The organism is Sphingomonas sp. J315 (assembly GCF_024666595.1).
GTDB lineage: Bacteria > Pseudomonadota > Alphaproteobacteria > Sphingomonadales > Sphingomonadaceae > Sphingomonas.
On record NZ_CP088296.1, the window covers coordinates 870,958 to 885,908 of the forward strand.

The 14,951-nt window shown below is 65.5% G+C and carries 13 protein-coding genes; 7 read left to right on the top strand and 6 right to left on the bottom strand.

Annotation, left to right across the window (positions count from 1 at the left end; all coding sequences use genetic code 11):
* Positions 1 to 164: 164 nt before the first annotated feature.
* Positions 165 to 554: a MerR family transcriptional regulator gene (locus tag LRS08_RS04685; protein WP_260481389.1), complete on the bottom strand. Its 390-nt coding sequence runs from the start codon at positions 552 to 554 to the stop codon at positions 165 to 167.
* A gap of 66 nt (positions 555 to 620) precedes the next feature.
* Between LRS08_RS04685 and LRS08_RS04690 the strand changes: the two genes are divergently transcribed.
* The 7 genes from LRS08_RS04690 to LRS08_RS04720 all read left to right on the top strand — a co-directional run bounded on the left by LRS08_RS04690 (position 621) and on the right by LRS08_RS04720 (position 9,783).
* Entirely contained in the window at positions 621 to 1,268 is a 648-nt protein-coding gene (locus tag LRS08_RS04690) for a cation transporter (protein ID WP_224921317.1), read from the top strand.
* A gap of 199 nt (positions 1,269 to 1,467) precedes the next feature.
* Entirely contained in the window at positions 1,468 to 1,809 is a 342-nt protein-coding gene (locus LRS08_RS04695) for a hypothetical protein (RefSeq protein WP_224921316.1), read from the top strand.
* A 60-nt stretch (positions 1,810 to 1,869) separates the two neighbouring features.
* Entirely contained in the window at positions 1,870 to 3,147 is a 1,278-nt protein-coding gene (locus tag LRS08_RS04700; protein ID WP_224921315.1) for a TolC family protein, read from the top strand.
* A 2-nt stretch (positions 3,148 to 3,149) separates the two neighbouring features.
* On the top strand, positions 3,150 to 4,340 hold the full coding sequence (locus tag LRS08_RS04705) for an efflux RND transporter periplasmic adaptor subunit (RefSeq protein WP_224921314.1): 1,191 nt from the start codon (positions 3,150 to 3,152) through the stop codon (positions 4,338 to 4,340).
* Between the two features lie 3 nt (positions 4,341 to 4,343).
* Entirely contained in the window at positions 4,344 to 7,568 is a 3,225-nt protein-coding gene (locus tag LRS08_RS04710; RefSeq protein ID WP_224921313.1) for an efflux RND transporter permease subunit, read from the top strand.
* A complete protein-coding gene (locus LRS08_RS04715) occupies positions 7,565 to 9,547 on the top strand; it encodes a heavy metal translocating P-type ATPase (protein WP_224921312.1) in 1,983 nt (660 codons plus the stop codon). The genes LRS08_RS04710 and LRS08_RS04715 overlap by 4 nt, the downstream gene beginning before the upstream one ends.
* The gene (locus LRS08_RS04720; RefSeq protein ID WP_224921311.1) at positions 9,544 to 9,783 is read left to right on the top strand and encodes a hypothetical protein; all 240 of its coding nucleotides are present in this window, start codon (positions 9,544 to 9,546) and stop codon (positions 9,781 to 9,783) included. Before LRS08_RS04715 ends, LRS08_RS04720 begins: the two co-directional genes overlap by 4 nt.
* A gap of 631 nt (positions 9,784 to 10,414) precedes the next feature.
* On the opposite strand, the gene rlxS is transcribed toward LRS08_RS04720, so the two are convergent.
* The 5 genes from rlxS to LRS08_RS04745 all read right to left on the bottom strand — a co-directional run bounded on the left by rlxS (position 10,415) and on the right by LRS08_RS04745 (position 14,880).
* A complete protein-coding gene (gene rlxS / locus LRS08_RS04725; RefSeq protein ID WP_224921310.1) occupies positions 10,415 to 12,427 on the bottom strand; it encodes a relaxase/mobilization nuclease RlxS in 2,013 nt (670 codons plus the stop codon).
* Positions 12,428 to 12,769: 342 nt separating this feature from the next.
* A complete protein-coding gene (locus LRS08_RS04730) occupies positions 12,770 to 13,129 on the bottom strand; it encodes a hypothetical protein (RefSeq protein ID WP_224921309.1) in 360 nt (119 codons plus the stop codon).
* Between the two features lie 320 nt (positions 13,130 to 13,449).
* Positions 13,450 to 14,082 carry a lytic transglycosylase domain-containing protein gene (locus LRS08_RS04735; RefSeq protein WP_224921308.1) on the bottom strand — a complete coding sequence of 211 codons (633 nt, stop codon included), beginning with the start codon at positions 14,080 to 14,082 and terminating at the stop codon, positions 13,450 to 13,452.
* Positions 14,070 to 14,666, bottom strand: a complete 597-nt coding sequence (locus tag LRS08_RS04740) for a S26 family signal peptidase (RefSeq protein WP_224921307.1) — start codon at positions 14,664 to 14,666, stop codon at positions 14,070 to 14,072. Before LRS08_RS04740 ends, LRS08_RS04735 begins: the two co-directional genes overlap by 13 nt.
* Positions 14,659 to 14,880 (bottom strand): helix-turn-helix transcriptional regulator, encoded by a 222-nt coding sequence (locus LRS08_RS04745; protein WP_224921306.1) that lies wholly within the window; start codon positions 14,878 to 14,880, stop codon positions 14,659 to 14,661. Before LRS08_RS04745 ends, LRS08_RS04740 begins: the two co-directional genes overlap by 8 nt.
* Positions 14,881 to 14,951: the final 71 nt, after the last annotated feature.

The following is a 14,951-nucleotide window of genomic DNA, read 5'->3' on the forward strand; positions in this document are numbered from 1 at the left end:
GCTGTGCGATCAATTATTTACGGCAATAACCTTGCGCGGACGTTCTGGGAACGGTCGCTTTTCGGAGTCAGCTTCTACAAGCTAACGCCCAGGGTCGGGTATCTCCGCGAGCGCTTGGAGCGACCGAATCGGTCGTTTGCCACTTCGCTCAACGAGACGCCAAGTCAGCGTGGCGCCAAAGACTCAATGATCCGGCATGTTGAGACCGTCTCCTGGCTGCATTGATCGAGCATCTCTTGCAGTTCGCGGCGGAGCGCCCGCAAATCGGTGATCTTGCGGTCGATTTCGGACACGTGCTGACGAGCCACGGTATCGACTGCACTGCAAGACTGGTCCCGATCATCTGACAAGGCGAGCAAACCGCGTATCTGATCGAGCGTAAAGCCAAGGTCGCGGGCGCGGCGCACGAAGGACAGACGGGCCAGTTGGGTTTGATTGTAGGCGCGATAATTCGTTGCAGTCCGAGCGGGCGCGGGAAGCAAACCGATCTTCTCGTAAAAGCGGATCGTTTCGATCTTGGTGCTGGTCGCTCGTGCGAGCTCGCCGATTTTCATGCCCATTGACCCTCGAGTTACTACAGGGTCCATATAGCCTGTCACATCGAGTCGTGCGAGGTGGCAATGGCCTGCAATAGCTGTGCTTCGGACAAGTCCGACGCGAACAATGACCCCAAATGGCGCCGCGCTCTGTGGATCGCGCTGGTGGTCAACGCGACGATGTTCGTGGCCGAGATGATCGCCGGTGTCTCGGGCGGATCGAAAGCGCTTCAGGCCGATGCGCTCGATTTCCTGGGCGACGCGGCCAACTATGCGATCAGCCTCGGCGTTGCCGGTATGGCGCTCGGCTGGCGTGCGCGTGCCGCCCTGTTCAAGGGTGTGACGCTCCTTCTGCTTGGTACCTATGTGCTCGGCGCGACATTGTGGGCTGTGTGGGACGGACAGACGCCGGAGGCCGAAGTGATGGGTGTTGTTGGCGTCGTGGCGCTGATCGCCAATGCCGGCGTTGCGTTGCTGCTCTACCGCTACCGCGCGGGCGACGCGAACATGCGGTCCGTGTGGATCTGCTCGCGCAACGATGCGATCGGCAACGTCGCCGTGGTCATGGCTGCTGTCGGGGTGTTCGGCACCGGGACGGCCTGGCCTGATCTGATCGTGGCGGCGATCATGGCCGGCCTAGGGATCACCGGCGGTGTTCAGATTATCCGTCAGGCTAAGCGTGAGATTTCCGCGTCCGGGCAGCAGGGCATCTTCCGTCTGCAAGTCAAATGAAAGATGAAGATGAAATACATCGGGCGTCTATACGGAATGAGTTCAGACCTTTGGCCAGGATATTTATGGTCTCAAGCGTTAACTCGAAATGCCGACAGTTCGATTCACTTTCGTCGGCGATATGATACGCTATATCAACTTCGTTGGCGCGCACTTTGCAGATGACAACCCGGCCACGAAAGGATAACGCGGCATCGCGATGATCCGTCTGTTCACCTTGATGCTTTGTGCGTTTGCGCTGCTGTCGATCGGCACTGCGCCGGTCGCGCATGCCGTGGAGCGGTCGATCTGCGTCGAGATGGCTCCCTCGCTGCCGGGCGTGGATGTGGATCACGCCGATCAGAACGCGCCGGAGACCGGCAAGAGCGACCAGAACATCGCGCATCAGCACGGCGGCTGCCACGGCCACCATTTCGCGTCGCTTGACGATGCCGCCGTGACAGCGACGCTAACCTCACATGAGAATATTCGTGATCGCGGCCCGGCGAGTGTGCTGGTCGCGGCCGCGCCCGACGCCGCGTTGAGACCTCCGCAAGCCTGACGCCCCTCCGCCGCGGGCCGATGCCCGGCGGCTGTTTGTGGCTGTCAGGAGTGTTCCATCATGAAGTCCATCTACGCGGCGCTTCTCGCCGCGGCGTCGTGCGCAGGGATTGCGCAGGCGCAAAGTTCGACATCGTCCGCGCCGGTCTCAGCTGGCGAGACGCTAACGCTTGACGAAGCGTTGGCTCAGGCGGGCGCGATCGCGCCGGCCAACGAAGTGGCGGCGCTCGGCATCGAAGCCGCCGAAGCGGGTCGTGTAGTCGCTGCGTTGCGACCGAACCCGACGCTCAGCGCCGATGTCGAGAATGTAATCGGCACCGGCCCGTACAAGGGCATCAACGAAGCCGAGACAACGATTGCGTTCGCGCTTCCGCTTGAACTCGGCGGTAAACGCCCAGCACGCATCGCAGTAGCCGACGCGCAGACGGCGCGCGCCAAGATCGACGCAGTGATCACGCGAGCCGACCTCAGGCTACAAGTCACACAAGCGTATATCGAGGCGGTCGCCGCTGAACGAAGGCTGACGATCGCGCAGGACCAGCTTGGGGTCACGCGCGAAAATTTGCGTATCGCGCGCGACCGGGTCGAAGCCGGGGCGAACTCACCCATCGATCAGCAGCGCGCTGCCCTGCTGGCGGCAAACGCGGAAGCAGAGCTGGAGCGTGCACAGCGCAGCGTCGAGGCGAACCGATTAGCGCTCGCCCAGTTCGTCGGCGCCAGCCGGCCCGGTGCCCTGGACCAGCCGTGGTTCGATCGTATCGACAACGTTCGGGCGGGTCCTGCGACACCGGCGAATGCGGATGGTACGTTGGCGCTCGCAGCCGCAGGTGCCGACGTCGCCACCGCCGATGCACAACTTCGCCTCGCGCGCAGTCAGCGCATTCCCGACCTGACGGTAAGCGCGGGTACGCGCCGTCTTCAGGCCAGCGGCGACATGGCGATGGTCTTGGGCGTCTCGGTGCCGCTGCCGGTGTTCAACAACGGCCGGGCTGCCGTGGGTCAGGCTACGGCGCTGCGCAACCAGAGTGACGCCAAGCGGCGAGTGGCCCGCTTCGAGGCTGAACGTGCGATCACCGCGGCGCGCGCCGACCGCGATCGGGCGGCGGCAAGCGTGCGGGCGTCTGGACCGGCACTCGGTGCCGCACAGGAAGCCGCCCGCATCGCACGCATTGGCTATGGCGAGGGCAAGTTCGACCAGCTGGTCTTGCTAGAAGCCGAACAGGCACTGCTCGATGCCCGCACCGCCGCGGTCGATGCGCGCGCACAATATCATGATGCCGAGGCGCGTCTCGCCCGGCTGACAACACCGGCTCTCACGCCGGTGCAAACGGGGAATTGACGATGAAGAAGCTCGTAAGCGGGGCTGCGGCACCGCTCGTCCTGGCGATGCTGCTGGCAGGTTGCTCAGGTAACGAAGATGCCGCCAACAACAGCGCGGCCGTGGGAGCCGGTGCAGAGGCTAAGGATGATCATGGCGACAATGAAGCCGCCCACGGAGAAGGCGAAGGCGAAGAAGGCGTCATCACGCTGACCGCGCAACAGATTAAGGCTGCGGGCATCGAGGTTGTCCGGGTCTTGTCCTCCGGCGGCGGCGCGCTGACGCTCCCCGCGACGATCGAGGGCGATCCGCAGGGGACACAAGTGGTCTCCGCAGCGATCGGCGGTCGCGTCGTCGCACTCAACCGCAATCTGGGCGACGCCGTCGCGCGCGGCCAGGTGGTCGCCGTGATCGAAAGCCGTGAAGCCGCGTCGCTCAGGGCCGAGGTCGAAGCGGCGCGAGCACGTTCGGCGCTCGCCCAATCCAACCTGCGGCGCGAAGACCGGCTGTTCAAGCTTCGTGTCTCGCCCGAACGCGATCTCATCGCAGCTCGCACCGCGGCGACTGAGGCCAGTATCGCACTACGCCTTGCCCAACAGCAGGTCTCTGCGGCTGGCGTCGGCGGTGGCCCACTCAACCGCATCGGTGTCGTCGCGCCGCTTGGCGGGCGCATCACCGCACGACCGGTTGTGCTCGGCCAGACCGTTGCGGCAGATGCCGAGCTGTTTCGCGTCTCCAATCTGTCGCTCGTCGCAGTAACGATTTCGCTTTCACCGGCCGATGCCGCGCGCGTGCGGGTTGGCACGCCGGTCGAGGTCAGCGCGGGTGGCCGCCGCTCGGCTGCAGTGCTCAGCTTCGTCTCGCCAGTGCTCGACGAAACGACGCGCCTGGTCGCCGCCATCGCGCTGATCGACAATCGTGCCGGCCAGTGGCGTGTCGGCGAACCGGTGTCCGCCATATTGAATTTGCCGGGCGAAGGGGGCGGCGCGGTCAGCGTGCCGACTGCCGCAGTCCAGACGGTCGAAAACCGCAACACCGTGTTCGTCCGCACCGCTACCGGATTTCGCGCGCAGGCGGTCACGCTGGGCGCTCGCGGCGCCGGCACGGTCACAGTCACGTCCGGCCTCACCGGCCGCGAGGAAGTCGCCGGTAATGGCAGCTTCACGCTCAAGGCAGAGCTCGCCAAGGGCGAAGCCGAGCACGGAGGGCATTGATCCGTGATCGAACGCATTGTCAATTTCGCGGTCGAGCGGCGCTGGTTCGTGCTGCTCTTGACCCTCATCGCCGCGGTTATCGGCGCGGTCTCCTTGTCGAGGCTGCCGATCGATGCCGTTCCCGACATCACCAACAACCAGGTGCAGATTAACGTCCGCGCCTCGGCGCTTTCGCCCGAACTGGTCGAGAAGCAAGTCGCATTCCCGATCGAGACCGCGCTCGCGGGCATTCCCGGTCTAGAATACACCCGATCGCTAAGCCGCAACGGCTTTGCGCAGGTGACTGCGGTGTTCACCGACGCCACTGATATCTATTTCGCGCGCCAGCAAGTTGCTGAACGGCTGCGCTCCGCCGAGGAAAACCTGCCGGAGGGCGTCGCACCGGAAATGGGGCCGATCGCGACCGGCCTTGGCGAAGTCTATATGTGGACCGTCCACATGGCTCATCGGCCCGAGGACAAGCACAAGGCCGGCGAGCCGGGCATCCAGCCGGACGGCAGCTACATCACGCCGGAAGGTGACCGGCTGGTCAGCGACGCTGACAAGGCGACCTATCTGCGCACTGCGCAGGACTGGATCGTCGCGCCGTTGCTCAAGTCGGTCCCCGGCCTGGCGGGCGTGGACTCGATCGGCGGCTATGTGAAGCAGTATCAGGTCGTGCCGGACGTACAGCGGCTGACCGCGCTCAAACTCAGCCTTAGCGACCTTGCCGAAGCGCTTGAGGCGAACAACAGCGCGGTCGGCGCAGGTGTCGTCGATCGCAACGGTGAAGGTCTCGCGGTTCGTTCCGACGCGCGCATCGCCAATGCCGACCAGCTTGCCCGCACCGTGATCGCGACGCGCGAAGGCGTGCCGATCCTGCTCAATCAGGTCGCGACGGTAAAGCTCGGTCAGGCAACGCGGATGGGATCGGCGTCCGAAAACGGTCGGGAAGTCGTCGTCGGCACAGCCGTCATGCGCATCGGCGAGAACAGCCGCAATGTCGCCTCGGCGGTCGCCGACCGGCTCGACGAGGTCAACGCTTCGCTGCCGACCGATATCATCATCCAGCCGGTGCTCGACCGCACGGGGCTGGTCAATTCGACGATCAAGACCGTCGCCAAGAATCTGTCGGAAGGCGCACTGCTCGTCGTGGTCGTGCTGTTTCTGCTGCTCGGCAATTTCCGGGCCGCGCTCATCGCGGCGCTGGTCATACCGATCACCATGTTGATGACCAGCTTTGGCATGCTGCGCGGCGGTGTATCGGCAAATTTGATGAGTCTCGGCGCACTCGACTTTGGCCTGATCGTCGATGGTGCCGTCATCATCGTCGAGAATGCGCTGCGACGGATCGCCGAACGCCAGCATCACCTTGGCCGCACCCTCGACAAGGGCGAACGACTGCACGCGGTGGCGAGCGCCACGCGCGAAATGATCCGCCCCTCGGTCTATGGCCAGGCGATCATCATCCTCGTCTATGTTCCGCTGCTCACGCTCACCGGGGTCGAGGGCAAGACGTTCACGCCGATGGCGCTGACCGTAATCCTGGCGCTGGCCTGCGCGTTCATCCTCTCGCTTACCTTCGTGCCAGCGATGCTGGCGATCTGGCTGTCAAAGCCGGTCGAGGAGAAGGAGGGCCGGATCATGACCTGGCTCAAACGGCGCTACGAGCCGGGCCTTGGCAAGGCAATGAAACGGCCACGCACGACGATTGCCGCCGCCGTCGGTGCTTTCGTGCTGGCGATCGGTGCGTTCATGACGCTGGGCCAGGAGTTTCTGCCGCAGCTGGACGAAGGGGATGCGACCGCGCAGATGCTCCGCGTGCCGGGCACGTCGGTCGAGCAGAGCCAGACGATGCAGTTCCGCGTTGAAAAGGCCATCTCGGCGATTCCCGAGGTCAAGTTCGTCTTTTCCAAGACAGGCACCGCCGAACTCGCGTCGGATCCGATGCCGCCGAACATCTCCGACACCTTCATCATCATGAAGGACCGCAACGAGTGGGCCGATCCGAAGCTGCCAAAGGCGGAACTGGTTGCGAAGATCGAGAAGGCACTGGAAAGCCTCCCGGGCAACGCATTCGAGATCAGCCAGCCGATCCAGATGCGCTTCAACGAGTTGATCGCGGGCGTGCGCGGCGACATCGCGGTCAAGGTGTTCGGCGACGACACCGACACGATGAACGCAACGGCCAACCAGATCGCGGGCATTTTGCGTAATGTTGAGGGCGCGACCGATGTGCGGGTCGAACAGACCGAAGGTCTGCCCATGCTCGACGTCCGGCCCAACCGCGATGCGATGGCGCGGCTGGGGATCACTGCGCAGGTCATGCAGGACACGCTTGCCGCCGCGATCGGCGGGCGCGACGCCGGGATGATCTTCGAGGGCGATCGGCGTTTCGCGGTGACGATCCGGCTGACCGACGCCGCGCGCGCCGATCTACAGACGCTGGGGCAGGTTCCCGTGCCCACGCCGGATGGCGCATTCGTCCCGCTCGAAAGCATCGCCGACATCGCGGTGACGGCCGGTCCCAATCAGATCAGCCGCGAAAATGGCAAGCGCCGTGTCGTCGTTCAGGCCAATGTCCGGGGCCGCGATGTCGCGGGCGTGGTCGAAGACGCCCGCGTGGCGATGGCCCGGGAGGTACGTCTGCCGGCCGGCGAGTATCTCGAATGGGGTGGCCAATTCGAGAATCTGCAATCGGCCAGCCAGCGGCTGATGCTGGTCGTGCCGGCCTGCTTCGCGCTGATCATCCTGCTGCTCTACGGGGCATTGGGCAGCGTGCGCGACGCAGCGATCGTCTTCACCGGCGTGCCGCTCGCGCTGGTCGGCGGGGTGCTCGCGCTGTTCCTGCGCGGGATGCCATTCTCGATCTCGGCAGCGGTCGGGTTCATCGCCTTGTCCGGCATCGCGGTGCTCAACGGCCTTGTCATGGTCAACTCGATTCAGGATCTGATGGCGCGCGGCGTCGCGAGGGCAGATGCGGCCTGGCAGGGCGCGCTCGCCCGGCTGCGGCCGGTGGTGATGACCGCACTGGTGGCCTCGCTCGGCTTCGTGCCGATGGCGATCGCGACCGGGTCGGGTGCCGAAGTGCAGAAGCCGCTCGCGACAGTCGTCATCGGCGGCCTGATCTCGGCGACGCTTCTGACCCTGTTCGTCCTGCCCACGCTCTACGCCCGTTACGGCCGGCGTGAGACCGACGTGGCCGAGGTCGAACGGGATGACGTCCGTCCAACGGAGGCCATCGCATGACCGATCAAGCCCCACCCGAGCCAAATGGCCGGCACGATCATGCGCACGGTAGGATTTTTGGCGCAAATACCGAACTGATCTGCGCGCTGCTGTGCGGCGCGCTGCTCGCGATCGGCTTTGCGCTCGAGAAGCTGACCAATCCGCCCGGCTGGATACCGCTAGCCTGCTACGTCGCCGCGTATCTGTTCGGTGGCTTCTTCACGTTGCGCGAAGCGATCGACAACCTGCGGCACAAGCGGTTCGAGATCGACACGCTGATGCTGGTCGCCGCAGTGGGTGCGGCGGCGCTTGGCGCGTGGGCCGAAGGCGCGCTGCTGCTGTTCCTGTTCAGCCTTGGGCATTCGCTCGAAAACTACGCCATGGGGCGCGCCAAACGGGCGATCGAGGCGTTGGCTGAGTTGGCGCCGCAGACAGCTTTGGTGCGCCGTGATGGCGAGCTGGTCGAGTTGCCGGTCGAGCAACTCGTGGTTGGCGACACGGTGGTTGTCAAACCCGACGAGCGGCTGCCAGCGGATGGTTTCATCGTCAAAGGGACGACCAGCATCGATCAGGCGCCGGTGACGGGTGAGAGCATGCCGGTCGACAAGCGGCCGGTGCCCGACGAAGCCGCGGCGCGCACCAGACCGGACACGATCGAAGCGCCCTATCGAGTGTTCGCCGGCACGATCAACGGCAGCGGTCTGATCGAGGTCGAGGTCACGCGCAAGTCGAGTGAGACGACGCTGGCGCGCGTCGTCGAACTGGTCAGCGAGGCCGAAACGCGCCAGTCGCCGACGCAGCGTTTCACCGATCGGTTCGAGCGCGTGTTCGTGCCGTCGGTGCTACTTCTCACGGTCGTGCTGCTGTTCGCCTGGGTCGTGATCGACGAGCCGTTCCGCGACAGCTTCTATCGCGCAATGGCAGTGCTGGTGGCGGCAAGCCCCTGCGCGCTGGCAATCGCCACGCCAAGCGCGGTGCTATCCGGTGTCGCTCGCGCTGCCCGAGGCGGCGTGCTGGTAAAGGGCGGTGGTCCGCTCGAGGATCTGGGATCGCTCAAGGCCATCGCCTTTGACAAGACCGGCACGCTGACCGAGGGGCGTCCGCGGATCACCGACATCATCCCGGCGGACGGTGTGGATGAGCGCGATCTGCTCGCGGTCGCGGTGGCGGTCGAGCGGCTCAGCGACCATCCGCTCGCGCGTGCGATCGCCAAGGACGGCGAGAAACGGCTCGGCGAGATCAAGCTTCCCGCCGCGACCGATCTCGCCAGCCTGACCGGACGCGGGATCACCGCGAAGATCGATGGCGAGCCGGTGCTGATCGGTAAGGCGGAGATGTTCGGCGCTGACGGCATTGCGCCGCTTTCGGATGCCATGCGCGATGCCATCGCCCGGCTGCGAGACGGCGGGCGAACGACGATGGTAGTGCGTCGCGGCGAACGCGATCTCGGCGCCATCGGGCTGATGGACACGCCGCGCGCGGCTGCGAAAGACACGATCGCGCGTCTTCATGCGCTCGGCATCACGCGGATGATCATGATCTCGGGCGACAACCAGAAGGTTGCCGAGGCAATTGCGCGCGACGTCGGCCTCGACGAGGCATGGGGCGATTTGCTGCCCGAAGACAAGGTCGAGGCGATCCGCAAGCTGCGTGGCGAAGCGAAGGTCGCGATGGTGGGCGATGGCGTAAACGACGCGCCGGCGATGGCCAATGCGACGGTCGGCATCGCGATGGGCGCCGCCGGTTCGGACGTGGCGCTGGAAACCGCCGATGTCGCGCTGATGGCGGATGACCTCGCCCATCTGCCCTTCGCGGTTGGTCTAAGCCGCAAAACGCGCGGCATCATCCGGCAGAATTTGGTGGTCAGCCTCGGCATCGTCGGGTTTCTCGTGCCCGCTACGATCCTGGGCCTGGGCATCGGACCGGCGGTGATGATCCACGAGGGATCGACACTGCTGGTCGTATTCAATGCCCTTCGTCTGTTGGCGTATCGCCAATGAGCAGCGATCCGACCGACACCTCCGCGCGCCGCAAGCCGCGCCCATGGACCGAGGCCGACGATGCCGCGCTAATACAGATGATCGAGGCGCGACACCCTCCGGGCGAGATCGCACGAAGGTTACACCGGACGGTTGATGCCATCCGCGGACGGGCGGCGCAGCTACGCCTTGTACTGCCCTCCCCGCTGCGCCCTTGGCGAATGGGCGTCCGCCGCAACAATAATCAGGAGAAGTAGGATGGGTGGTGGTCCGCGACCGCTTCTGTCGCTTGCAGCGCTGGCGATCTCAATTGTGCTTTCAGGGTGCGCCACCTTGCAGCCGATCCCGTTGCAGCCTTTGGCGGTCAACATGCCCGGCGACCCGATTAGGATTTACTGGCTACATGCCTATCAGGTCGGAAGCGGCATAAGGGTGGTCGGCACCGTTCGACCGAGCCGCGGAGTGTACAGGGCTGGCCGTGGCCATATCGACGTAACTGCCATGTTTTCCGATCGGCGCGACCCGCAGACGATTGCAACCCGGCCTGGACCATCTTCGCGCCGAGGCCGGGGTAGTCGATCATTCAGTGCCTACATGGCCGAGACCCACTATCAAGATGTGGAACGGATTTCGGTTAGATATCATGAGGACTGGCCGCACGTTCCGGACCGACCGTCGCGCTGACCGAAGGAGTGCTTTCGGAGGTCGCCGCAAGCTGTTTGAGCTACGACAAGGCGAGCGCGTTGCCGAATGTCTGTTTGGGTCGCCCTATCGGCCTGTTTCTCAAGGGCGGACGTCACCATGATCGCCGGGTACGGTTGATTTTGACCGACTGCGGTCGGTTGCAGACTTCGTCCGTCGAACTCGACGGTCACAAGAGCAGCCAGGTCATGAAATCCCCGGCCCACTTCGACTGCGCCCGATGGACCAGCTGATGCCGTCGCCGCGTATCAACCCTGAAACCGATTTGCCGACCTGCCGCTCCAGCACCGGGCGCCACGGCACCAACGTAAAATCCCGCGACCGTTCGATGAGCGCGAAGCGCCCGCTGACAAGGTCGACTGGGCGGCGATAACGGCCCTCGACACGGTCGCCTTCGGCAGCTTCGCGGAACGGCACCTTGAGTTCGTCGGAGAGCTGGCCCGCGATCCGCAGCAACTCGCGCCGCTGAAGCGTCGCAACGATGGTCCTCGGGAACGGCGTATCGCCGCCCGTTTCCTCCGCAAAACCCTGCGCAACCAGCCACTGCCGACGCCGCGTCTGAGCCTCGCGTACCTCACGTCCGAACCCGGCATCTCGAACCGCCTCGGGCGCTGCCGAGATCAGCTCGCGATCGATCCAGGTCGCGGCCTCGGCATCGACCAGCCGGTCAAGCGGCTGCGCCGACAGCAAGGTGATCGCGACCGGACGGTCCCGTAGCCTCGCCGTTTCATGGGCCGCGACACGCGCCAGATGGTCCGGCGCGATGATCCAGCGGCCCGACGGTTCGCGCTCGACGATGCCCGACGTCCGTCGCATCGCCTCCAGACGCCGGACATGGGTTTCGGCAAAGGCCTGGGTCGCGGCCGGATCGTAGCGAAGATGGGCATCCACATCATAGCGTCCGCCATTCGCTGCGGCGACCGCAGCGACGGTCCGGTCCACCTCGCGGACGATCGGGCTAACCGGATCGACCCGCACGATCGCACCGCACGGCAAGCTGGCATCGGTTTCTGTACCACTATCGACGAAGCTCAGGGCGGGCTTGCCGATCGCTACATAGTGGCTGCGCCCATCGACCCCATCGACGATCAGATAATGGCGATCGGCATGTTCGTCGGCGAGTCCGCGTGCCAGCACGCGGCCGACCAGCGGGCGGGCACCGGACGCGGCGGGATCGTAGATCGCCTGATCTGCCGACGCCCGCACGGTTGCGGCACGGGAAAAGTCGCGCTGCATCGTGCGGATGATGTCGCCGCGCTCACCCAACGCCCACAGCGTATCGGCAAGGTCGTGCACAAGCCGGAAGCGTCCCGCGCCGAGCGGCTCGGCCAGGCCCAGGCGCGACAGTTTTGCAAGTCGGGCGGCGCGCAGCGTCTGGTCGGCGGCATCGCGACCGTTGGTCGCTACTATCCGCGCGGCGTCCATCCCCTTGAGCAAGGCCCGGTCGATCGAGGTCAGGCGCTCCTGCTCGACTTCTACGCGCAGCGTCTGCGCGATTTCGCGGTAGGTGCGCGGGCCAAGGTCGAGGTCGACCAGCTCGGCGGCACGCTCGCGGATGCCGGTCGTCATGTAGTCGCGGGCGATGACGAGGTCGGCACCACGATCGTCCTTCCCACGCACGACGATATGGGTGTGCGGGTGACCGGTGTTGAAATGGTCCACCGCGACCCAGTCGAGCTTCGTTCCAAGATCCTCTTCCATGCGCGCCATCAGCCGCCGGGTGAGCGGTTTCAGATCGTCATATTGATCGCCGTCCTCAGGTGAGACGATGAAGCGGAACTGGTGGCGATCGCTAGCCCCCCGTCCGCCGAACGCCTTGCCGTCGACAGCGCCGGCATCGCGCCCGTAAAGCGCGCCCCGTTCGCCCTCGCGCGTTGTGCCGTCGCGCTGGAGGTAACGCAGATGCGCGGCAGCGGTCGATGCGCCCTTGCCGGCGAGCTTGACGATGCTTGCCTTGACGATCACCCGGCGGCCGTTCGCGGCGGCATGATTGCCGCGGCTGGCGAGCAGGCGTCCGACACCCGCACCGCGTCCGATCCGGACGCCTGAGAACGCCCCACGCGCGAGACCGGAAGCCACCGCGCCGCCGCGCGCAAGGTTGGCGGCGGCAAGGACGCGGCCGAGATAGCGTCGGGCGCGTTTGGCACCCTGCTGACGCTGGCGCCCGAGGCGCGGTTCAAAGCTGTCGTCGTCGGCCATTGTGATGATTCCAAGGGGTGCGGAGCGGCAAGCATGACCCCGTGCGGTTCCCCTGAAAACCGGTGCCGCCGAATGTGGCGCAATACCGCCATGTCCGGGCCGAACGGCACTGGTGCCGAGAGGGCAGTGCCGGTGGCGGCTCCAAAAAACGCTGTGCAGACAAAGGCTTATGGAACACCAGTGCCATAGCTTTATCTTGCCTTACGCCACCCTCCCATCGGAACCGCTCCTGTCGCCAATTTCCGCTGACCTGCTGCCTGCCCATCTGGCCTGAGCCGAGGCAAAAAAGAGCCGGGACACGATGCCTGTCGGCACTGTGTCCCGGCGTTTCCGATGCTGCGATCAATGCGTCGCTGCGAACGCTTCGCGTGCCTGGCGTTCGCTCCTGAAATCGCGGCGACCCATCAATCCTTGCGCGCTCCCATCGCCATCGACGATGCTCACCGCGACGAACCAGCGGCCATCCAACCGTCCCGTGATCGCCACCCGATCGAGCTCGAAATTCTCGTCGTCGATGTTCTCATACGCACCGAGCCACCGCTCCGACATGCGCGCATCCCACAGGAAATCGCTCTCCTCAGCCTCTAGAAACCGTGTCGCAAGCGCCTCGCCTGCGCCCCGCCCAAACTCGATTTCGAGCCCTGCCACCAGCGTCGCCACTACGCGGTCCGACGCCGCACCAATCGGTTGAAACATGGTCATGATCGCCTCCTTCGCTTGAAGTCCCCATCATCGAGGACAGACATCCGAAGACGGGTGGCGAGGCGGCTGTCAGGGCCGCTGGAGGCGAAGCCGGAAGCGCCGCGCAGCGGCGGCGGAGGAACCGATTTTGTTGCGCTGAAAACAAACAACGCGGCTGCGCAGCAGCCTCTGGTTCGCGGCAAAATTGGAGGGGCCGCCGGCCTTGCACAGCCGCTTCGCCGCCCGTCATGCTGGGCCTTGCCGAGACGAGCCCCTCCAACATCCAAGGTCGCGCGATGCCCTTACAGTCGGCACCCTTCGACGCAGCAACACATGCAGACTCAACGGGGTGCGCGGATCGCAAACAGCGTATCTGGCGGCGCGTCCGGCGTGCGCGATCGCGATGGATCAGCCGACTGATTGCTGGGCCGAAGCACGACAAACAAGGTCGATGGCGGCTGCGGCGCGGGCGATGGGGATGGCACCAAAGGCCCGCCCGACACCTGTTTAAGATAGGCGCGCGTCTCGGTCGGCAGCGCACGGCCCGTGGCGAGATGGACGGCGTAGCGACCGGGACCGGCGTTATAGGCACCGAACAACCCGGGATAGCCGAACCGGTCATACATCGCGCGCAGATAAGCCGTCCCTGCGAGAATATTGTCGCGTGGATCATGGGGATCGCGCCCCAGGCCGTGCGCGGCTCGCATCGCCAGCCATGTCCTCGGCATCAACTGCATGAGCCCCATCGCGCCAGCGTGGGAGGTGATCGGTCGCCCGCCAAGCATGGTCCGGCCCCCGCTTTCGGCGCGCATCACCCGCTCGATCCAGGCGACCGGCACACCGAACCGGGCGGACGCCTCGGCGATCTCGGCGTGCCAGCGGGATACCGGATCGGTCCCCGACGGATTTGCGGCGGCGGCGGGGGGCGCGGCGAGCAACGCAAGGCCGAGCGCGAACGTCCTCAGCGCAGCCACAACGGGGTCGCCTTGCCAATGACATCCTGCGTCAGCGTCGGTCCGAAATAGCGCCCGTCGAACGAGTCCGGGGTCTCGGTCAGGAGCAGGAAGTGCGTGCCAGGTCCAAGCCGGATGCACCCCCGCCACGCAGGTAGCTGACGGCCCGCTGCATCGGCGGCACGGCGCTGCGCAACCGGCCTGCCATTCACCGTCACGACGCTATCCACCGCGCAGATTGTGTCTCCGGCAATGCCGGAAACGCGCTTCACCAGTGGTACATTGCTCGGCAGATAGTGGCGGCGCGCTGCGAGTTGCCGTGCTTGGATTGGCGGCCAGGCAATCGCCATGTCGCCGCGTTCGAGCGATGCACCGGGCGACACGGCATAGAGGCCGATAGGTGCGCTCGCGCTCGCGTTCCACACCAGCCGGGGCAGCGGCGGGACGGCGATCGTGACGCCGAGGCAGGCGATACCGATACCGAGCAGCGCCGCGTGCCGCCCAAGCCGCAGGCGGCGCGCGCGGATGCGCTGACGTTCCGCGCGGCGGACCTCAAGCCAGGCGAGAAGCGGGAGCGGGCGGTCGCGAATCCGGCGCTCAACCACGGTCGCCCCCGCGCGCGCGGGCTGCCGACCAGGTCTCGATATCGTCGATGTGATAGCGCCAGGTTCGGCCATGCAGGCGGCATTTCGGCCCTTTGCCGGTCTGGCGCAGGCGCTTGAGCGTCGAGTATGCGAGGCCGAGATGAAAAGCCGCCTGCTTGGCGGTGAGGAAGGGACAGGTTTCGCGCGCGGCCTGCGCCCGTTCGGCGGTATCCATGATGAAGCTCCATCTGCGCCCACGCACCCGGCGTCGGCTGATGAGCGCGGATTGGATCGATCCGGTCGTCT